Source organism: Micromonospora sp. AKA38, assembly GCF_027925725.1.
Taxonomy (GTDB): domain Bacteria; phylum Actinomycetota; class Actinomycetes; order Mycobacteriales; family Micromonosporaceae; genus Micromonospora.
Window position 1 is genome coordinate 526,879 of the sequence record NZ_BNEI01000004.1, and the last position, 21,357, is coordinate 548,235.

Here is a 21,357-nt window from a genome sequence, read left to right on the forward strand (position 1 = left end):
CGGCTGGTGCGTCGCCGCCCCAGGCGACCCGGCCGATCTCGAACGGCGTTTTCAGGAGGCGGCCGCGGTCTGGTGGCCGGGCCCGCGAAGCCCGCGCCTGTGGGTCGACCGCGTGCCCGCGCCCGTGGGATCGGATCTCGCCGACCGGCGGCGGCGGGCCGAGCTGGCGCACCCGGCCGATCCGCTGCGGGCCGTGGTGCTGACCTACCCAGGCGGTGCGGCCGAGCTGATCCTCGTGGCCGACCGTTCCGCGGTGGACGCGGCCTCGCTCGCGTTCGTCGCCGACGTCGTGCTCGGCCACCGCAGCGGGCCCGAGTCGCGCTCTGCCGCGCCCGCGCCGCTGCCCGCGCCCGGGGCGTCCCCGTTCGACTGGGCGGTGCCCGACCCCGCGGCGCACGGGCGTACGGGGGTGGTCCGCGTGCCGCTCGGCCCCGGACCGACCGATGGCCTGCTCGCCGACGCGGTCGCCGCCGTCCTCGCCCGCTACGACGACGAGCGCTGTCCCGCCGTCGTGACGCTGGGCCGGGCACCGCAGGCCCCCGGACCGTTCGTCACGGGCGGCGACAAGGACCCGTACGCCGCAGTCCTGCTCGGCGAGTTCGACGCCCGTTACCGTCCCGGCCCGGCGGCGCCGTTCCCACTCACCTTCCTCGTCCGGCGCGGCGCCGACGAGCGCTTCCTGGAGCTGCATCATCAGGAGCACGCGGTGGACGGCGCGTCGGCCCGCCGGTTCGCCACCCACGTCGCCCACGTGCACGCCCAACTGGGCGGCCCGGCCGCGGAGCCCGGCGACGTCGAGTTGCTCGACGAGCACGAGTGCGCGCGGGTGGCCGCCCTCGGTGAGACGCCCGAGCCGCCCGGATCGCGCGCCCATCTCGACGAGCTCTTCACGGCCCGGGTCGCGCTGCACCCGGAGGCGCCCGCGCTGACCTGTGACGGGAACACGCTGACGTACCGCGAGGTGGACCAGCGGGCCGGCCGGTTCGCCGCGGCGCTGCGGGCGGCAGGCGTACGGCCCGGCGACCGGGTGGGCATCTGCCTCGAGCGTTCGTCGCACCTGGTCGTCACCATGCTCGCCGCGGTCCGCGCGGGCGCTGTCTACGTCCCGATGGACCCCGCCTACCCACGGGCCCGGCTGGAGTACACCGTGCGGGACGCGGGCCTGGTCCTGATCGTCGCGGACGGGGGCGTGCTCGACGGACCCGGCCTCCCGCCGGTCCTGACCACCGCCGACCTGGCGGCGGGGGAGGCGGACGGGCTCGTCCCGCACCGGGACCACGGCGCACCCGCGTACGTCATCTACACCTCGGGTTCCACCGGGCGCCCGAAGGGCGTGGTGGTCCCGCACGAGAACGTCACGGCGCTGGTCGCCGCCACCCGCGGGAACTTCGGGCTGGGGACGGCCGACGTGTGGACGTTCTTCCACTCCGGCGCGTTCGACTTCTCCGTCTGGGAGATCTGGGCCGCCCTGCTGACCGGCGGCCGGCTGGTCGTCGTGCCGTACTGGACGTCGCGATCGGTGGAGGACTTCCACGCTCTGCTCGCCCAGGAACGGGTGACCGTCCTGAACCAGACGCCGTCGGCCTTCGCGCAGCTGGTCGCGGAGGACGCGCGGGCCGACCGGCGGCTCGCGGTTCGCCTGGTGATCTTCGGCGGTGAGCCGCTGGACGCGCGGCTGCTGCTGCGGTGGCACGACCGCTACCCCGAGCCGGCGTGCCGTGCGGTGAACATGTTCGGCATCACCGAGACGACGGTGCACGTCACCGAGCACACGGTGACCCGCGGCGACGCGCTGGCCGGGTCGCGCTCGGTGGGGCGCGCACTGCCCGGCTGGTCGCTGCGGGTCATCGACGAGCGGGGCCGCCTGCAGCCGATCGGGGCGCCGGGCGAGATCTGCGTCGGCGGCCGGGGAGTGGCGGCCGGCTATCTGGGCAAGCCCGCCCTGACGGCGCAGCGCTTCGTTCCCGATCCGTGGTCCGGCGGCCGGATGTACCGCAGCGGCGACCGTGGTCGGCTGCGCGCCGACGGCAGCCTGGAGCATCTCGGGCGGATCGACAGCCAGGTCAAGATCCGGGGTTTCCGGATCGAGCTGGACGAGATCCGTACGGTGCTGCTCGCCGACCCGGCCGTCACCGCAGCCGCCGTCGTGGTCGGTGGCGGCCGTAACGGCGACGCCGCCGAGCAGCGCCTGGACGCCTACGTCGTGCCGCGCGGGGAAGGCGTGGCGGGAGTCCGGGAGCGGGCGGCCCGGATGCTTCCGGAGTACATGGTGCCCGCGACGGTGACGGCGGTGGAGTCCTTGCCGCTGACCGTCAACGGCAAGCTGGACCGCAACCGGCTGCCGGCGCCCGCCGTCGGCCGACCGCCCGCACCCGCGTCCGCGCCGGCGGTCGCTGCCGACGGGGGTCTGGCGGGGGCGATGGCCGCCGTCTGGCAGGACGTGCTCGGCGTGCCGGTGGACGGCTCGGACAACTTCTTCGAGCTGGGCGGCAACTCGCTGTACGCGGTCCGCATCGCGTCCCTCATGCGCGAGCGGGGGCTGCCACGCCTCCCACTGAGGGAGCTGTACCGCCATCCGCGGCTCGATGAGCTGGCGGATCACCTGGTGACCGCCGGATCCCCCTGACCGTCGGCAGATCGACGCCGAGAAACGTCAGGGTCAATCTCCGGGGCGTCGCTCTTGTTAACTCCGATCGGCATGTGCAAGTCTGGTTTTGCACATCACCAAGGCGGCGCCTGCCGTGATCGGACAGGAGGTGGAACGATGCTTGCGCACCTGATGCACCTGGCCGGATCGCCGTGGATCTACGTTCTCACCGCACTCGTGGTCACGGTCGACGGTGTCTTCCCCGCCCTGCCGTCCGACTCGCTGACGATCTGCCTGAGCGCGCTCGCCGTCGCGGGCCAGCCGCACCCGGTCGGCCTGCTGGTGGCAGCCGCCGCCGGTTCGGTGGCGGCCGACTACCTGGCCTACCTGCTGGGCCGTAGCACGCTCGGGCGGCTCCGTCGGAGTCGCACCGGCGCCCTCGGTGCGGCGCTCGCCCGCGCGGAACGCGCGGTGGAGCGGCGTGGCGGCGTGGCGCTGCTGGTCGGCCACTTCCTGCCCGGCGGGCGCACGGCCGCCACGCTGGCGGCCGGCTCGATGGGGTTCCCGCTGCGCCGGTTCCTGCCGGTGAGCGTGCTCGCCGGCGTGCTGTGGTCGCTCTACATGAACGGCCTCGGACGGCTCGGCGGCATGGCCTTCGCCGATCGTCCCCTCATCGGTGCGATTCCGGGCATCGTCCTGGGTGCGGCGATCGCCGTCGTCCTCCAGGTCCGGGCCCGTCGTGCCGCCCGACGCGCCGCCGCCGCAGCCGACCCCCCGCGGCTCGGTGTCGGCGCCCGGCGGAAGGTCGAGCGCCGGGAGCCGGTTGCCGTCTGACCTTCCGCACGACGGCCCGGTGCGCTTCGGCGTGCCGGGCCGTCATCCTGTCCGGGATTCGCCCGGATAGCTGGAATATAGGCCGCCTATCAAGGCCCTTCGCGACAGTGGCGTCGGCGCGGATTCGCCGCGCGGCAGGCCACGATCCGTCCCTACCCGGGACACGGATCCGATCCGAAGGGTGCCATGCGAATGGAAGACAACAGGCTCAGAAGTGTCGTCGTCCTCGGCGGCGGGACGGCCGGCTGGATGTCGGCCTCCTACCTCGGCCGGGCGCTCGGGCCGCACGTCCGGATCACGGTCGTCGAGGCGCCGTCCATCCCGAGTATCGGCGTGGGCGAGGCGACCGTGCCGAACCTGCACAAGACCTTCTTCGACTTCCTCGGTCTGGCCGAGGAGGACTGGATGCGTGAGTGCAACGCCAGCTTCAAGATGGGGATCAAATTCGTCAACTGGCGTACGCCCGGCGCCGGTTCCCCCAAGCCGCGGCAGCTCAACGGCTACAGCGACCACTTCTACCACCTGTTCGGCATCCTGCCGAACTCGGAGAACCTGCCGCTGTCGCACTACTGGGCGGCGAAGCGTGTCGCTGGTGAGACGGATGAGCCGTTCGACTACGCCTGCTACCGCGAGTCGCCGGTGTTGGACGCCAACCTGGCTCCGCGGTTCGCCGACGGGACCAAGTGGACGAACTACGCCTGGCACTTCGACGCCAGCCTCGTCGCGGCGTTCCTACGACGGTTCGCCACCGAGAAGCAGGGTGCGATCCACATCGAGGACGAGATGGTCGACGCGGAGGTCGACCAGCGCGGCCACATCACCTCGCTGCGGCTGAAGTCGGGCCGGACCGTCGACGGCGACCTGTTCGTCGACTGCACCGGCTTCCGCAGCCTGCTGATCAACAAGGTGATGCGCGAGCCGTTCCTGGACATGAGCGACAACCTGCTGAACGACCGGGCGGTCGCCACGGCGGTGCCGCACGACGACGAGGCCGACGGTGTCGAGCCGTTCACCTCCTCGATCGCCATGCCGTCGGGCTGGACGTGGAAGATTCCGATGCTGGGCCGCTTCGGCACCGGGTACGTCTACTCCAGCCGGTTCGCCGATCAGGACACCGCCACCCGGCAGTTCTGCGAGTTGTGGGGGCTGGACCCGGAGACGCAGCCGCTGAACCACATCACGTTCCGGGTGGGCCGCAACCGCCGGGCCTGGGTGCGCAACGTGGTCAGCATCGGGCTCTCCTCGTGCTTTCTCGAGCCGCTGGAGTCGACGGGCATCTACTTCATCACCGCCGCGCTCTACCAGTTGGGCAAGTTCTTCCCCGACCGCAATTTCGACCCGGCGCTGCGGGATTCGTTCAACGACGAGATCGAGCACATGTTCGACGACTCGCGCGACTTCCTGCAGGCCCACTTCAGCCTCTCCCCGCGCCGGGACACCCCTTTCTGGCGGGCCTGCAAGGAACTGGTCCTGGCCGACGACATCAAGCGGAAGATCGCTCAGTACCGTGCCGGGCTGGCGATCAACATGCCGATCACCGACGAGTCGACCTACTACGCCAACTTCGAGGCGGAGTTCCGCAACTACTGGACCAACAGCAGCTACTACTGCGTCTTCGCGGGTCTCGACGTGCTTCCGGAGCACCCGCTGCCGGCGCTCACCTACCGCGACGGCGCGATGCAGCGGGCCGAACCCATCTTCGCCGAGATCAAGCGGAAGCAGCGGGAGCTGCTGGACACGCTGCCGAGCACGTACGAGTACCTGCGCCAGTTGCACGGCTGAGCCGCGGTGAGCGGTCCGCGCCGGGTCCGGTTGTTGCCTGGTTAGGCATGTGCTAAGTTTTTTATGCACATGCAGGAGGTCACGTGGAGCCCGCTACGGTGAACGGTGACGAACTCGTCGAAACGCTGGCGACGCTGGCAAACCCGCATCGCATGCGGGTCATAGGGGTGCTCGCGAAGCGGCGCAACTATGTCAGTCAGCTGGCCCGCGAGTTGGGCATCAGCCGGGCGTTGCTGCAGGTCCACCTGCGCAAGCTGGAGGCGGCGGGCCTTGTGGACTCGCAGCTCGAGTTCTCCGAGGACGGCAAGGCGATGAAGTTCTACGAGGTCCGTGACTTCGCGCTGACCCTGACGCCGGAATCCATCGCGGACGCGGTGCGGACACTCACCAAATGACAGTCGCAGCGGTAAAAGGGGAATGCTGGCATGGACGCATTGGCCTGGCAGGAAGTCATCGGAGCCATCGGGCTCTTCGCCCTGGTGATCACCGTTCTTGCCCTGGTGATCCGCGAGGTCGCCAAGACGCTGCGCGCCAAGGCTGCCATTGCTCGCGACAACGACTATCGCGAGTTGGCGAAGCGTTCCACGGCCGCTGAGGAGGCGGTGGAGGGAAAGCTCACCGGGATCGACACCCGAATGGCGGGCCTGGAGGAGCGTCTGGCCGCCATCGAGCGCATCCTCAAGGACGTCGAGTAGCGCTCGTGGTGCACGGGCCCGGCGCTCGGAGGCACGACAGAGAAACGCCGTCTTTTTCAAGAGGGGAATTGTCTCTGTGTCCATCCAAACTGGAGACGTCCGGAAGCCGTTCGCCGAGCGCGTCGCGAGCTGGTCGGTGCGCCATCGATGGCCGGTGCTGGTCGGCTGGCTCGTCCTGGTCGTGGCCACCGTCCTCGGCAGCTCGCTGATCAGCGGCAACGGCGCACCGGCTCATGATCCCGGCGAGTCCGGGGTGGCCCAGCAGGCTCTGCGCGACCAGCCGGAGTACCTGCCCATCCGGGAGAACGTGCTCATTTCTCCGAGCGGGCCGGGTAGCTCAGGGTTCGCGTCGGACCCCGAGGCGCGGGCGGCCGCGGCCGACGTGGTCGACGAGCTGCGTGAGATGCCGTCCGCGGTGTCCGACGTCCGGTCACCGCTGGACCCGGCCGCACCCGGACAGGTGTCCGCGGACGGCCGGTCCGGCCTGGTCACCTTCGTCGTCGCCGGGCCCGACGACGCGATGCTCGACAACTACCAGAAGGCGACCGACGCGGTCAGCGCCGTCGCGGCCACGCACACCGGCGTGCGCATCGACCAGGCGGGCGACCGGAGTCTCTCCGCCACGGTGGACGACGCCATCAAGAAGGACTTCAAGACCGCCGAGACCACGTCGCTGCCGCTGACGATCCTGATCCTGCTGGTCGTGTTCGGGTCGCTGATCGCCGCCGGCATCCCGCTGCTGCTCGCCGCGACCACCGTGGCCGCCGCTATGAGCGTGCTGTCGGTGGTCGACCTGGTGGTCCCGATCAACAGCGCCACCTCGTCGATGATCCTGCTGATCGGCGTGGCCGTGAGCGTCGACTACTCGTTGTTCTACCTGCGCCGGGAACGGGAGGAGCGGGCCGCCGGCAGGGAGACCGGCGCCGCACTGGAGATCGCCGCCCGCACCTCGGGACGTGTCGTGGTCATCTCCGGGCTGACCGTCATGCTCTGTGTCGGCGGCCTCTGGATGACCGGCCTCGACAACTTCCGCGGCCTCACCATGGGCACGATCACCGTGGTCGGTCTCGCCGTCATCGGCTCGGTGACCGCGCTGCCCGCACTGCTGGCCATCCTCGGCCATCGCGTGGACCGGGCGCGGGTGCCGTGGCTCGGCCGCCGGCGCACGGTCGCGCGGGAGTCGCGCTTCTGGACGGCCGTGGCCCGCAACGTCGTACGCCGCCCTCTGCTCTGGGGCACGGTCGCGGTCCTCGTGCTGGTGGGCCTGATGGTGCCGGCGCTCGACATGCGGCTCCAGGACGCCGGGCCGACGAACAGCCTGCCGCGCAGTGTGCCCGCCGTCGACGGTGCGGTCCGGATGCAGGCCGCGTTCCCCGGAGCGGCCGCACCGGAGCAGGTGGTCGTCTGGGGAGCCGACGCCGCAAGCCCGCAGATGACGGCCGCGACCGACGAGCTGCGCCGGCGGATCGGCGCCAGCGGAGGACTGCTGCACGAGCCGGTGTCGGTGATGCGGGTGGGTGAGGCGCTGGTGGTCCGGGTCCCGCTCGACGGCAACGGCACCGACCAACGCTCCAACCAGGCACTGCGCGAACTGCGGCAGGAGGTGCTGCCCGCGACGTTCGGCAAGGTGCCCGGTGCGAAGTTCGCGGTGGCCGGCAAGACGGCGTTCGCGTACGACTTCACCCAGCAGGTACGGCAACGAATGATCTACGTGTTCGCCTTCGTGCTGCTGCTCGCGTTCGTCCTGCTGAGCCTCGCGTTCCGGTCCTGGTGGCTGCCGGTCGCCTCGATCGTGCTCAACCTGCTCTCGATCGGCGCGGCCTACGGCGTGCTCACCTGGGTGTTCCAGGACGGGCATCTGAGCGGCCTGCTGGGCTTCACGGCGTACGGCGGCATCACCGACTGGCTGCCGCTCTTCATCTTCGTGCTGCTGTTCGGGCTGAGCATGGACTACCACATCTTCATCCTGAGCCGGGTCCGTGAGCGCCGGGCGGCCGGTGCTGACGTCCGCACGGCGACCGTGGGCGGTGTCGGTGCGAGCGCCGGCGTGGTGACCAGCGCCGCCGCCATCATGATCGGCGTATTCTCGGTCTTCGTGACGCTCTCCGCCATCGAGTACAAGATGCTGGGTGTCGGCATGGCGGTGGCGATCCTGATCGACGCGACGGTGGTGCGCGGTGTGCTGTTGCCGGCCGCGCTGGCGCTGCTGGGTGACCGCGCCTGGTCGCGCCGGAGCCTTTCCCGGGAACGGGAGCTGAAGACCGACCAGGCCGAGCCGGAGGTCTACGCGCACGCCCACTGACCCGGGCACACTGAGCCGACCCGCGCCCCCGCGACCACCGTCGCGGGGGCGCGATAGCTTCGGTACCGGAGAAATATAGTCCGCTCCGGACGCTTGGAGAGGTGACTGACACCTCCGCCGGGACGCGGCCGCCGAGCCTGCTGGCCCTCTACGACCCGCAATGGAAACTCGACCCGTACGCGCTGTATCGCGCGATGCGGACCGACGGCGTCGTGCTGTGGGACGAGTGGATGCGGACCTGGCTGGTCCTCGGCTACGCAGAGATCGTTCAGCTCTCCAAGGACGAGCGGCTCACGGGCGCGCGCGTCGAGTCGTTCTACGAGCAGCTGCCGGCCAGCGCGCGTACCGAGATGAAGCCGCTCAAGACGGCGCTCGCCGACATGATGCTGTTCAACGAGCCGCCTCGGCACACCCGGCTGCGGCGGCTCATCAAGCCGGGCCTGACCCCGCGCTTCATCCGCGAGCTGCGGCCACTCGTCCAGGAGATCGCCGACGACCTGCTCGACCGGGTGGTCGGCAGCGGGCGGATGGACGTCATCCGCGACTTCTCGGAACCGCTCACCCGCCGCGTCGTCGGCAGGCTGGCCGGGGTGCCGGACGATGCGCTGCACCTGCTGAGCGACTGGCCCGGCCTGCTGCACGAGTTCTTCACGCAGTCGCGCCGGGCCGTGCCGCGCATCAACGACCTGCGGGCCGTCTTCGACCGGCAGACCGCGGCGCGCCGGGCCGGCACCGCCGACGACCTGTTCAGCCGGATGATCGCGGGGCAGCTCGACGAGGCGGACTACACCGACGACGAGGTCTTCGCCAACTTCCTGCTGCTCATCGACGCCGGGCAGGCCACCACCACGCACGTGATCGGCAACGCGGTGCTGGCCCTCATCAAGCAACCGGACCAGCAGTCGCTGCTGCGTGAACGGCCCGAGCTGGCGAACGGCGCCGCGTACGAGTTCCTGCGTTACGACGGCTCGGTGCAGTTCACCTCCCGGGTGGCGCTCGACGACCTGGCGATCGGCGGGCGGCACATCAAGCGGGGCGACACGGTCACGCTCGTACTCGGCGCGGGCAACCGAGATCCTGAGCGCTACCCCGACCCGGACCGGCTCGACGTGGCCCGCCACGCGACCGACCAGCTGTCCTTCGGGTACGGGATCCACTACTGCCTCGGTGCCGCCCTGGCCGTGACCGAAATCGAGATCGGCATCGCTGCCCTGCTGCGCCGGGCCGGCGACCTGCACACCGTCGACGCCGAGCCGGACTGGCTGGAGAGCGTCAACTTCCGGTTCCTGCAGCGGCTGCCGATCACGTTCACCCCCCTCGGCTGACCCGCGACGACGCGAGGAGATCGACATGACAACCGAAGCCGTACCGACCTCGGCGCTGGTGGCCCGGCACGCCGCGACGCGACCCGACGCGGTGGCGTTGGCCGACGGCGACCGGGAGGTCACCTACGCCGAACTCGACAGCAGCGCCGACCGCCTGGCGGGACTCCTGGTGGAGCAGGGGCTGCGGCCCGGTGACCCGGTCGGTGTGCTCCTGCGCCGCCGCGCGGAGTTGGTGATCGCCCTGCTCGCGATCTGGCGGGCCGGCGGGGCCTATCTCCCGCTCGCGCCCGACCATCCGGCGCAGCGCCTCCGCGGCCTGCTGGCCGGCAGCGGCGCCCGGTTCGCCCTGACCGAGGCGGACACGCAGGCGCCCGTGATGGCCGCCGGTGCCCGCGCCGTCGTGCTCGACGACGCCCTCGCCACGTCCGCGCACCGCCCGGCCGAACCTGCCCTCCGCCCGATCGACCGGGACTCGGCCGCCTACGTCCTCTTCACCTCGGGATCCACCGGCCGCCCGAAGGGCGTGGTGATCCCGCATGCCGGGTTTGACAACCAGCTCGCCTGGCGGGTCCGCTGCCACGGGTTCGGCGCCGCCGACCGGGTGCTCTTCAAGACGCCTGTCACCTTCGACGCGGCGGGCTGGGAGATCTTCGCGGCCCTGCGCGCCGGCGGCACCGTGGTGGTGGCGCCCGACGGCGCGGAGCGCGACCCGGCGTCGCTCGTGCGCCTGGTCGCCGAGCACGGCGTCACCGTGCTGCAGGTGGTGCCGTCCCTGCTGCGCGCGCTCGTGCACGAGACGGGCTGGGATCGCTGCACCGGGCTGCGGCTGCTGTCCAGCGGCGGCGAGCAGCTGACGGCCGAGCTGGTGCAGGACTTCCTGGCGGAGGTCGAGGACCACACCGAGTCGGTCACCGTCTGGAACACGTACGGCCCGACGGAGTGCTCGATCGAAGCCGTGGCGCAGGAGGCGGACCCGCTGCAACGGTCCGGGCCGGTGGCGATCGGGCGGGCCATCGAGGGCATCCGCACCGTCCTGGACGGCGACGAGGGCGAGCTGCTCCTCGGTGGCGTCGGCCTGGCGCACGGATACCTCAACGACCCGGCGCTGACCGCCGAGCGATTCGTGCCCGACCCCACCGGCGACGGCGCCCGGCTCTACCGCACCGGTGACCGGGTGCGCCGCCGCGCGGACGGCGCTCTCGAGTTCACCGGTCGCCTCGACGACCAGCTCAAGATCAACGGCGTGCGGATCGAACCCGGCGAGGTCGAGGCCGCGATGCTGGACCACCCAGCGGTACGGGCGGCGGCGGTCTCGGCGTATCGGGCGTCGAGTGGCGCGATGCGGCTCGCGGCCTATGCGGTCGCCGCGCCCGGAGCCGACCTGACGACGCTGTCGGGCTTCCTGGCGACGCGGCTGCCCGCCACCCACCTGCCGGCCGCGATCGTGCCGATGGACGCCCTGCCGAGCACGTCGAGCGGCAAGGTCGACCGCAGGGCACTGCCCGTACCCGGCGCCGGGTCCGGGGCGACCTACGGCGCGCCCGCGTCGCCGGAGGAGGCGCGGATCGCCGGCCTGTGGCGCGAGGTGCTGGGCGTCGACCGGGTCGAGCGCGACGACGACTTCTTCCGGCTGGGCGGCTCCTCACTTCAACTGGTGCAGCTGGCCAACCGCCTGCGCTCGGCGTACGGCCGCACGATCGCGCTGGACGCGTTGCTGTCGCCGGCGACCGTGACCCGGCACGCCGAGCTGGTCGAGGCCGCCCGCCACGACCACCACCGGATCGAGCGGGCGCCGCGCGAGGGCGGCCTGCCGCTCTCCGCCGGCCAGCAACGGATCTGGCTGCTGGACCGCCTCGACCCGGGCAGCCGGGAGTGGGTCTCGGGTGTCTTCCTGACGGTCCCGGCCGGCGTACCCGAGTCGGCGGTGCGGCAGGCGCTCGATGCGCTGGCCGCCCGGCACGAGTCGCTGCGTACCCGGTACGCCGTCGTCGACGGCGAGCCGAAGCAGTACGTACAGGAGCCGCGCCCGGTCCCGCTGCGGACCGTCGTCGTGCCCCGCGCGGAGCTCGGCGACGTCCTCGCCGACGCCACCGGTGCGGGCTTCGACCTGGAACGTGGCCACCTCGTGCGGGCGCTGCTGCACACCGACCCGCAGACCGTCCCGGACGGCTCACGGACTCTCGTGTTGCTCGTGCACCACATCGCGAGCGACGGCTGGTCGTCCGCGATCCTGACCCGCGAGTTCGACGAGCTGCTGGCCGGCCGCGGCGCGGACCTGCCCGAGCCGCCGATCCAGTACGCCGACTTCGCCGCCTGGGAACGCGCCGCCGCCGACGCGCCGGCGCGCCGCGCGGACCTGGACCACTGGCGCGCGGACCTGGCCGGGGCCGCGGCCACCGAGCTGCGCACCGACCGGCTCCGCCCGGCCGTCCGCGACAGCGCCGGCGCCGTCGTCCCGTTCGCGATCCCCGAGCCGCTCGCCCGGTCGATGACCGAGCTGGGCCGCGACAGCGACGCCACGGCGTTCATGACCATGCTGACCGCCTTTGCCGTGCTGCTGGCCCGCTACACCGGCCAGTGGGACGTCGTGGTGGGCGCACCGGTCGCCGGCCGCAGCCGGCCGGAGACCGAGAACGTGGTCGGGTTCTTCCTCAACAGCGTGGTGCTGCGCTGCCGGCTCGACGGCGCGATGACGGTCGCCGAGGCGCTGGAGCGGGTGCGGGACGTCTGCAAGCAGGCGCTCTCGCACCAGAGCCTGCCCTTCGACGAACTGGTCGCCGATCTCGCGCCGCCGCGCGACTCGTCCCGTACCCCGCTGTACCAGGTGGCGTTCGACTTCCACGGCGCCGAACTCTCGGGCGCCCCCGAGGACGAGGCGGACCTGGACACGCTGGTGCACGCCTCCCGGGTCGCCAAGACCGACCTCACGCTCTACGTCCGGCCACGGCCGGACGGCGCGATGGTCGGCCTGCTGGAGTACGCCACGTCGCTGTTCGAGCGGGCAACGATCGAGCGGATGGCCGGGCACCTCACCGAACTGGTGTCCGCGATCTGCGCGCACCCCGCCGGTCGCCTGTCGGAGCTGGACTTCCTGCCGGCCGGCGAGCGGGAACTGCTGACCGGGTACCGGTCGGTTCCGGCGCGGACCGGCGACGGCACGGTGCTCGACGGCTTCGAGCGGCAGGCGGCGGCCACGCCCCGGGCCGTAGCGGTCGTCACCGATCAGGATGAGCTGACGTACGCGGAGCTGGACGCGGCCGCCAACCGGCTCGCGCACCACCTGCGGTCTGCGGGCGCCGGGCCGGAGTCCACCGTGGGTGTCCTGCTCGACCGCGGTCCGGCGCTGCCGGTGGCGCTGCTGGGGATCTGGAAGGCCGGCGCGGCGTACCTGCCGCTCGACCCGGAGACGCCGGCGGCCCGGGCCGGGCTGGTGCTCGCCGACGCGGGCGCCCGGCTGCTGGTCACCGCGCAGTCCCACCTGGACCGGCTCGGCGACGGCGTGCACGACGTCGCCGTGGTCGCGATGGACCGGGACGCCGCCGTGATCGACGCCGCCGACGCGCGGCGCCCGGAGCGGGACACGGCTGTCGAGGCGCTCGCCTACGTCATCTACACCTCCGGATCGACCGGTTCGCCCAAGGGGGTCCAGGTCACCCACTCCGGCCTGGCCGGGCACGTCAACTGGGCGGTGCGGGACCTCGCGTCCCGCGGCACGGGCGGCGCGCCGGTGTTCCTCTCGGTCGCCTTCGACCTGGTGGTGCCGAACCTGTGGGCACCGTTGCTGGCCGGGCAGGCCGTCCGGCTGCTGCCGCAGGACCTCGACCTGACCGAGCTGGGCGGCCGGCTGCTGGCCGCGGGGGCGTTCTCCTTCATCAAGCTGACCCCTGGCTACCTCGACATCCTCCGCCACCAGCTCGACGCCGGGCAGATGTCGGCGCTGGCCGCGACGATCGTGGTCGCCGGCGAGGAGTTGCCGGTCCCGCTCGCCGACGCGTGGGCCGCCGCGCTGGGCCCGGAGAATCTGATCAACGAGTACGGCCCGACCGAGACGACCGTCGGCGCCAGCATCCATCCGGTGACCGCGCCCGTCCGCGGTGAACGCGTGCCGATCGGCCGCCCGCTCCCCGGCGTCACCCTGCACGTGCTCGACGATCGGCTGGCGCCGCAGCCGATCGGGGTGGTCGGTGAGCTGCACGTCGGCGGCGCCGGCGTGGCCCGCGGCTATGCCGGGCGACCGGCGGCGACTGCCGAGCGGTTCCTGCCGGACCCGTCCGGGCCGCCCGGCTCGCGGATCTACCGCACCGGCGACCTGGTCCGGTTGCTGCCCGGCGGCACGATCGAGTTCCTCGGCCGGCGGGACGAGCAGGTCAAGGTGCGCGGGTACCGGATCGAACCGGGCGAGGTGGCCGCGGTGCTGCGCGATCACCCGGCGGTTCGCACCGCTGCCGTCGTGGTGAACGGCACGGGCGAGGCCGCCGCGCTCGTCGCGTATGTCGTCCCGACCGATCCCGCGACCGCTCCGGCGGACCTCGCGGCCTTCTGCGCCGAGCGGTTGCCTGCCTACCTCGTGCCCGCCGCCTTCGTGCCGCTGGCCGGGCTGCCGCTGACCGCCAACGGCAAGCTGGACCGCGGCGCGCTGCCGCCGGCGACCGCGCCGGGCGAGGCGGCACCGAGCGCGTCGGTCAGCGGCGTCGTGCAGGAGCGCATCGCCGAGATCTTCGCCGAGCACCTCGGCGTGCCGGTCGACGCCGGCACCCACTTCTTCGCCGCGGGCGGCAACTCGATCCTCGCGATCCGGGTCATCGCCGCGATCCAGGCGGCGTTCGACGTTCCCCTGTCGATGCGCACGATCTTCGACGGGGACACGGTCGCCGAGATCGCCGCGGCGGTCGAGCAGGCCGTCACCGCGGAGATCGCCGGCATGTCCGATGAGGAGGTCGTGGCCAGCAGTTCCGACGCGTAACCGGACCGTACCCCAGCAAAGAAAGGCTTCTGATGTCCGAGAACACCTATCAGCCGGAGATCCTCGCGTTCCTGCGGGAGCAGTTCCCCGACGCCGTGGACGACGGCCCGATCACCGAGACCACTCCGCTGATGACGTCCGGGGTGCTCGACTCGCTGCGGATCGCGATCCTCATGACCTTCATCCGGGACCGTCTCGGTCTGCTCGTGCCGCTCGAGAAGATCGACGCCGAGAACTTCGCGGACGTACGCTCGATCGCCGCGCTGCTCGACGAGGCCGACCCGGTTCCGGCGACGGGAGGCCGGCGGTGACGGCCGACTACGACGTCGTGGTCGTCGGCGGCGGGCCCGCGGGCTCCACGATGGCCTCCTACCTGGCTCAGGCCGGCATCTCGGTCGCCGTCATCGAGGGCGCCGTCTTCCCGCGCGAGCACGTCGGTGAGTCGCTCGTCCCCGCCACCACGCCGGTGCTCGTCGAGATCGGCGCGATCGGCCGGATCGACGAGGCGGACTTCCCGAAGAAGTACGGCGCCTCGTGGACGTCGGGGCTCTCGGGATACATCCCCTTGCTCGGACACGACGGGCTCAGCCACGGCTGGACCGCCGACGTCCAGTTCGTCGAGCGCAACCAGCCGGGCGTGGACCGCGACTACACGTTCCACGTCGACCGGGGGCGGTTCGACGCCATTCTGCTCAAGCACGCGCAGGAGAGCGGCGCGACCGTCTTCAACGGCATCCGGGTACACCGGGTGAACTTCGACGACCCGGAGCTGGTCTCGGTCGAGTGCGGCGCCGGCCCGCGCCGGTTGACGTACACCGCCCGGATGGTGGTCGACGCGTCGGGCCGGCAGACGATGCTCGGCCGGCAGCTACGCACGAAGGTCGCGGATCCGGTCTTCGACCAGTACGCCGTGCACAGCTGGTTCGAGGGGCTGGACCGCCGGGCCCTCGCGCCCACCGAGGCGCAGGCGGACCACATCTTCGTGCACTTCCTCCAGGTCAAGGACAGCTGGGTCTGGCAGATCCCGATCACCGACAAGGTCACCAGCGTCGGCGTGGTCAGCCAGAAGAGTCGCTTCCGCGAGTTCGGCGGCGACCAGGACGGCTTCTTCTGGGACATGGTGGCCAGCCGGCCCGACCTGCACGACGCGCTCAAGAACGCGCAGCAGGTCCGGCCGTTCAAGACCGAGGGCGACTACAGCTACTCCATGAAGCAGATCTGCGGCGACCGTTACGTGCTGGTCGGCGACGCCGCCCGGTTCGTCGACCCGATCTTCTCCAGCGGCGTCAGCGTGGCGCTGAACAGCGCCCGCATCGCGGCGCAGGACATCATCGCCGCGCACAAGGCGGGTGACTTCGGCAAGGAGCGTTTCGCCACGTACGAGAACAAGCTGCGCCGCGCCGTGAAGTACTGGTACGAGTTCATCTCCATCTACTACCGGCTGAACGTGCTCTTCACCGCGTTCGTCCAGGACCCGCGCTACCGCCTCGACGTGCTGAAGATGCTGCAGGGCGATGTCTACGACGGGGAGGAGCCCAAGGCGCTGGCCGCCATGCGCGAGGTGCTGACCACGGTGGAGGGCAACCCCGACCACCTGTGGCACAAGTACCTCGGCACGCTGAAGGCGCCGACCGCGGCGCCGAGCTTCTGACCCACGGAAAGGGCCGGGCCGGGATTCGTTCCCGGCCCGGCCCTTTCCGGTGCGTACGCCGCGCGGATCAGGCGGCGAGCCGCGTCGCCAGGTGATCGGCGATCCCCGAGATGCTCGGCTTCTGCCAGAGCAGGGCGGTCGGCAGCGGCTGACCGAACCGCTTCTCCAGGCGCCGCCGGATGACGATGGTCATCACCGAGTCGAGGCCCTGTTCCACGAGTGAGCGCCGGGGGTCGAGCGAATCCACAGGCATCCGCATCTCGGCGGCGATGTCGCTGCTCACCTCGCCCAGGAGACGCTCGCGCAGCTCGCCGGCGTCGAGACCGGCGAGACCGAGGTCCTCCTCCGCGGCCGGACCGGCCGCCTCGGCGACGGCCACCTCGCTCAGCAGCGCGATCGGCTCGGTCACCTCCACGCCCGACAGCATCCGCAGGACCGGGTAGTGGCCCGGGCCGCGCTGCTGCGCGTAGTCCCACGCGGCGAACGCCTCGGCGGGGGAGACGGGCGTGGTGCCGCGGGACCGCAACTCCTGGTCGACGGTCTCGTTGACGGCCATGCCCTGGCCACGCCACGACGTCCAGCCGAAGCTGATCACGTCGCCGCGGTGGGTGGCGAGCGCGTCCAGGAACGCGTTGGCGGCGCCGTACGACGCCTGGCCCGGCAGGCCGAGCAGCTGGCCGCACGACGAGAACAGCACGAAGAAATCGAGGCTGCCCGGCGGGAACGTCCGGTGCAGCGCCCAGGCGCCGTCCACCTTGGGGCGCAGCACGGTGCGCAGCGACGGCTCGTCGACCGCGTGCGCCATCCGGTTGTCGAGGACGCCCGCGGCGTGGACGACGCCGCGGATCGGAGGCATGCCGAGCGCGTCAGGGGAGAGGGCCCGCGCCACCGCAGCGGCGTCGGCGACGTCCAGGCCGATCACCTTGACGGTGACCCCCGACCCTTCCAGTTCGCGTACGCCGCGAATCCGCCGCGCCGTCTCCGTGTCCTGCGTCGTGTCCCAGTCGGCCCGGGCGGGCAGCCCGGTCCGTCCCGCCAGCACGATGCGCCGTGCGCCCCGCTCGGCCAGCCACCGGGCGACGTCCAGGCCGAGCACACCGAGGCCGCCGGTGACCAGATAGGTGCCGTCGGCACGGCAGGCGAGCGGCCCGCCCGCCGGCTCGCGGTCCGTGCGCACCAGGCGGGCGGCCCGCGCGACGCCGTCGCGTACGGTCACGACGTCCTCACGCCGCCTTCCGCGCAGCACGGCGAGCAGCGTGGTGATCTCCGCGGCGGGGTCGTCGGCGGGCAGGTCGACGATGCCGGCCCACTGCTCCCCGTACTCGCCGGCGAGCACCCGGCCGAGCCCCCACGCCGGCGACTGGGCCAGCGCGGCCGGCGACTCGCTCTCCAGCACCCCGGTGGTGACGCACCGGACGCGCCGGTCCCGCGCCAGCAGCCGCTGTGCGGTGCCGAGCAGGTCCCACGTGGCGCGGGCCGCCTCGTCCGGCAGATCGGCGCCGGCGCCCGGGGCGGGACCGGCCACCAGGACCACGTCCGCCGACTCGCCGCCCGGCAGCACGGCGTCCTCCGGTGCCGTGTCGGCGACGTCGACCGGGACGCCTTCCGCGCGCAGCGCGCCGGCCAGTGCGCCGGTGCGATCCGGGTCGCCGACCAGCACCAGGGCGGGCACCGGACCGGCGTCCTCGTCCGCCGTGAGCTCGCGCCAGCGCAGCTCGTGGACCAGCTCCCCGGGCGCGGCGGCGGCCAGCGTGTCGTCGTCGACGGCGGCGTAGGCGAGCCCGGTGATCTCGGCGCGACCCTCCGTGCCCGCGCCCTTGACGCGCACGTCGAGGCGGTTCGGCGCGGACGGATCGCGCACCACGTGGATGTCGGCGACGGCCGGCGGCGAGCCCGTCACCCGGACCCGGTCGACGCCGGCCACCATGCGCAGCACAGGCTCGCCGGGCAGTGCGGTCGGCGCGACGGAGAACGCCGCGTCGAGCACCCCGGCCCACGAACTCGTGTCGTCCACGGTGACCCGGGCCCGCAGCGCGTCATCGCCGCGTAGCAGCTCCTCGACATCCCAGTCGAAGGCCATCGTCGGCACGCCGACCCCGGTCAGGTACTCCCGCACGCCGCCCGGCTCTGCCGCCCGCCAGCGCGTCCGGGGCAGCGCCGCGGCCGCGGCCCCGTCGTCGAGACCGGCGGTCGCCGTCGCGTGCACGAGCCAGACGCCGTCCTCGCCCGGCGACCGGGACACCAGCCGCAGGCCGGATCCGTCCCGGACCACCTGGACCTCGCGGCGTTCCTGAGCCACCAGCGGCAGCCGCAGGGACACCTCGGTCAGCACGGTGCGGTCCGCGCCGCCCGCGCCGAGGAACGTGGTCAGGTAGACGGCGGCCGGCGCGATCTCGACACCGCCGATGGTGTGGCTGCCGGGATAGGGCCGGCTCTCCCGATCGAGGTCGGTACGCCAGACCTCGATCTCGGACGGACCAGCCACCGTGGACGCGGCGCCCAGCAGCGTGTGCGACGCCGGGTCGTGCGGGCGCCGGCCGCCCGGGCCGGAGACGGCGGTGTCGTGCCAGTGGGACCGGTGCTGCCACGGAATGCCGGGTAGGTCGACGTGGCCGCCTGTCGGTTGCCGGCGATCCCAGTCGAGCGCGATGCCGTGGCAGTGCGCCAGGCCGGCCGCGGCCAGCAGGGTGGCCTGCTCGGGCTGGTCGCGCCGCAGGGTGGTGCCCACGAACGCGTCCGGGGCGTCGGTCTCGCCGAGCGTCTCGCGGATCGAGTGGGCGACCACCGGGTGCGCCGAGACCTCCAGGAAGGCCCGGTAGCCGTCCTCGACGGCGGCCCGGACCGCGTCGGTCAGGCGTACGGGCTGACGCAGGTTGGTGGCCCAGTACGCGCCGTCCAGCGTCCCGGCGCCGCGGCTGTCGGCCAGCGCCGTGCTGTACATGGGCAGCCGGGGCTTGCCGGTGTCCAGGTCGTCCGCGGCGGCGGCGAGATCGGCGAGCAACGGATCGGTCTGCGGGCTGTGGAACGCGACGTCCGAGGCGACCCGCCGGACGGTGACGTCCTCGGCGCCCCACCGCTCGATCAGCTCCTCGACGGCTTCCGGCGCACCGGACACGACAGTGGAGAACGGTGACGCCGCGATGCCGGCGGCCACGTCGTCGCGTCCGCGCAGGCGTTCCTCGACATCGGCGAACGGCAGGGCGACCATGGCCATCGCGCCCTGACCGGCGATGCGGCGCAGCAGCTTGGAGCGCCGGCAGCTGAGCCGCGCGCCGTCGTCGAGGCTGAGCGCGCCGCTGGTGACGGCGGCCGCCAGCTCACCGACCGAGTGGCCGATGACGGCGTCCGGGCGTACCCCGTAGGAACGCCAGACCGCCGCCAGGCCGACCTGGACCGCGAAGATCATCGTCTGGATCCTGTCCACGCTCTCCAGGTCGCCGTCGACCAGGACCTGCCGCGGCGAGAAGCCGATCTCCGCCTGGAAGATCGGCTCCAGCCGGTCGATGACCTCGGCGAAGGCGGTCTCACCGACCAGCAGATCGCGGCCCATCCCGGCCCACTGCGCGCCGTGGCCCGAGAAGACCATGACCAGGCCGCGTCCCGAATCGTCGCCGGGTGAGCCGAGGACGGCATTCCGGTCCTGCTGACCCTCGGCGATCAGCCGCAGCCGTTCGACGAGCTCGTCACGGCCGGTGGCGACGATCGCCGCCCGGTGTCCCAGGTGCGAGCGGCGTACGGCAAGGGTTCGGCCGACCGCGTCGAGCGGGAGCGTCCCGTCCTGGGTGAGCTGGTCGGCGAGCGCCTTCGCGCGCTGCGCCAGCGCCTGTGGTGAACCGGCCGACAGCGGATACAGCCGCGGCTCGGTCGCGTCCGGGGCACTCGGGCCCGAGGCGTCCGTCCGCGCCGCGGCGTCGGCCGGCGCCTGCTCCAGCACGACGTGCCCGATCGTGCCCCCGTATCCGAAGCCGGAGACGCCGCACCTGCGCGGCCCGTCATGGTTCGGCCACGGCGTGGGCTCGGTGACCACGCGCAGCCCGGAGACGCTCCAGTCGATCAGGGGATTGGGCTCGTGGAAGTTGAGGCTCGGTGGCAGCGTCCCGTGGTGCAGCGCCAGCGTGGCCTTGATCAGGCTGGCGATGCCCGCGCCGGCCTCCAGGTGGCCGATGTTGGGTTTGACCGAGCCGATCAGGCAGGGCTGCCCGGCCGGACGGCCGCTGCCGTAGACGGCGCTCATCGCGCCCGCCTCCAGCGGGTCGCCCAGCCGGGTGCCGGTGCCGTGGGCCTCGACGTAGTCGACCGACGCGGGGTCCACTCCGGCGCGGCGGCACGCCTCGGCCAGCAGCCTGCGCTGGGCGTCGCCGTTGGGCGCCATGATTCCGCCGGTGCGGCCGTCCTGGTGGACCGCGCTGCCCCGGATCACCGCGAGGATCCGGTCGCCGTCGCGTTCCGCGTCGTCGAGCCGCTTGAGGACCAGGACGCCCCCGCCCTCACCCCGTCCGTACCCGTTGGCCTCGGCGTCGAACGGCTTGCAACGCCCGTCCGGCGCGGTCGCACCGGCGGCCTGCAAGGTGAGCGTCAGGCCGGGGGAGACGATCAGGTTGACGCCGCCGACGAGAGCGATCCGGCACTCGTCGTCGCGCAGCGCCTGGGTGGCCAGGTGGGTGGCGACCAGCGAGGCCGAGCACGCGGTGTCCACGGCGACGCTGGGCCCGTGCAGGTCGAGCGCGTACGAGATGCGGTTCGCCGCCGCGCACATGGCGCTGCCGATGCCCGTCCACGCCTCGATGGACGGCAGGTCCTCCAGCATCCGGCGGCCGTAGTCGTCGGAGCCCACGCCGACGAAGACGCCGGTGTCTCCGCCGGCCAGGTCGTGCGGCGGGATGCCGGCGTGTTCCAGCGCCTCCCAGGTCACCTCCAGCAGAAGCCGCTGCTGCGGGTCCATGAGCTCGGCCTCGCGCGGCGACAGCCCGAAGAACGCCGCGTCGAAGACGTCGATGTCACGCAGAAAGCCGCCCGGAACGGCGGCTTGGCGGGCGGCGGTGGCATGGTCCGGGCCGACGTCCTGATACGCCGCCCAGCGTTCGGTGGGCGGGTCGCCGATGCCGTCCCGGCCGTCGACCAGCAGCCGCCAGAAGTCGTCGGCGCTGTGGACGTCGCCAGCGAACCGGCAGCCGGCGCCGATGACGGCGATCGGCGCGATGTCGGATGTCCCCATCAG

Annotated in this window: 11 protein-coding genes; 10 read left to right on the plus strand and 1 reads right to left on the minus strand. The window is 72.6% G+C overall.

Annotation, left to right across the window (positions count from 1 at the left end; genetic code table 11):
* The first annotated feature begins 112 nt into the window (after positions 1-112).
* The 10 genes from TPA0908_RS17435 to TPA0908_RS17480 all read left to right on the plus strand — a co-directional run bounded on the left by TPA0908_RS17435 (position 113) and on the right by TPA0908_RS17480 (position 16,139).
* Complete coding sequence (locus tag TPA0908_RS17435; protein ID WP_281939250.1) at positions 113-2,626, plus strand: non-ribosomal peptide synthetase; 2,514 nt, start codon at positions 113-115, stop codon at positions 2,624-2,626.
* Positions 2,627-2,764: 138 nt separating this feature from the next.
* Positions 2,765-3,421 carry a DedA family protein gene (locus tag TPA0908_RS17440; protein WP_281939252.1) on the plus strand — a complete coding sequence of 219 codons (657 nt, stop codon included), beginning with the start codon at positions 2,765-2,767 and terminating at the stop codon, positions 3,419-3,421.
* Positions 3,422-3,613: 192 nt separating this feature from the next.
* Positions 3,614-5,203, plus strand: coding sequence for a tryptophan halogenase family protein (locus tag TPA0908_RS17445; protein ID WP_281939254.1), 1,590 nt, complete (start codon positions 3,614-3,616; stop codon positions 5,201-5,203).
* A gap of 83 nt (positions 5,204-5,286) precedes the next feature.
* Complete coding sequence (locus TPA0908_RS17450; RefSeq protein WP_281939255.1) at positions 5,287-5,598, plus strand: ArsR/SmtB family transcription factor; 312 nt, start codon at positions 5,287-5,289, stop codon at positions 5,596-5,598.
* A 30-nt stretch (positions 5,599-5,628) separates the two neighbouring features.
* Positions 5,629-5,898: a hypothetical protein gene (locus tag TPA0908_RS17455; protein ID WP_281939256.1), complete on the plus strand. Its 270-nt coding sequence runs from the start codon at positions 5,629-5,631 to the stop codon at positions 5,896-5,898.
* 76 nt (positions 5,899-5,974) lie between these two features.
* Complete coding sequence (locus TPA0908_RS17460; RefSeq protein ID WP_281939258.1) at positions 5,975-8,200, plus strand: MMPL family transporter; 2,226 nt, start codon at positions 5,975-5,977, stop codon at positions 8,198-8,200.
* A gap of 101 nt (positions 8,201-8,301) precedes the next feature.
* Positions 8,302-9,525: a cytochrome P450 gene (locus TPA0908_RS17465; RefSeq protein WP_281939259.1), complete on the plus strand. Its 1,224-nt coding sequence runs from the start codon at positions 8,302-8,304 to the stop codon at positions 9,523-9,525.
* Positions 9,526-9,550: 25 nt separating this feature from the next.
* Complete coding sequence (locus TPA0908_RS17470) at positions 9,551-14,488, plus strand: non-ribosomal peptide synthetase (protein WP_281939261.1); 4,938 nt, start codon at positions 9,551-9,553, stop codon at positions 14,486-14,488.
* 32 nt (positions 14,489-14,520) lie between these two features.
* Positions 14,521-14,799: an acyl carrier protein gene (locus TPA0908_RS17475; RefSeq protein ID WP_281939263.1), complete on the plus strand. Its 279-nt coding sequence runs from the start codon at positions 14,521-14,523 to the stop codon at positions 14,797-14,799.
* A complete protein-coding gene (locus tag TPA0908_RS17480; RefSeq protein WP_281939264.1) occupies positions 14,796-16,139 on the plus strand; it encodes an NAD(P)/FAD-dependent oxidoreductase in 1,344 nt (447 codons plus the stop codon). The genes TPA0908_RS17475 and TPA0908_RS17480 overlap by 4 nt, the downstream gene beginning before the upstream one ends.
* Positions 16,140-16,206: 67 nt before the next feature.
* Here TPA0908_RS17480 and TPA0908_RS17485 read toward each other — a convergent pair whose 3' ends face one another.
* Entirely contained in the window at positions 16,207-21,354 is a 5,148-nt protein-coding gene (locus TPA0908_RS17485) for a type I polyketide synthase (RefSeq protein ID WP_281939266.1), read from the minus strand.
* Positions 21,355-21,357: the final 3 nt, after the last annotated feature.

Bases quoted from the DNA above. Each gene is read 5' to 3' on its own strand.
- TPA0908_RS17440 (WP_281939252.1), top strand. From the start codon at position 2,765: ATGCTTGCGCACCTGATGCACCTGGCCGGATCGCCGTGGATCTACGTT.
- TPA0908_RS17470 (WP_281939261.1), top strand. From the start codon at position 9,551: ATGACAACCGAAGCCGTACCGACCTCGGCGCTGGTGGCCCGGCACGCC.
- TPA0908_RS17485 (WP_281939266.1), bottom strand. From the start codon at position 21,354: ATGGGGACATCCGACATCGCGCCGATCGCCGTCATCGGCGCCGGCTGC.
- TPA0908_RS17455 (WP_281939256.1), top strand. From the start codon at position 5,629: ATGGACGCATTGGCCTGGCAGGAAGTCATCGGAGCCATCGGGCTCTTC.
- TPA0908_RS17475 (WP_281939263.1), top strand. From the start codon at position 14,521: ATGTCCGAGAACACCTATCAGCCGGAGATCCTCGCGTTCCTGCGGGAG.
- TPA0908_RS17445 (WP_281939254.1), top strand. From the start codon at position 3,614: ATGGAAGACAACAGGCTCAGAAGTGTCGTCGTCCTCGGCGGCGGGACG.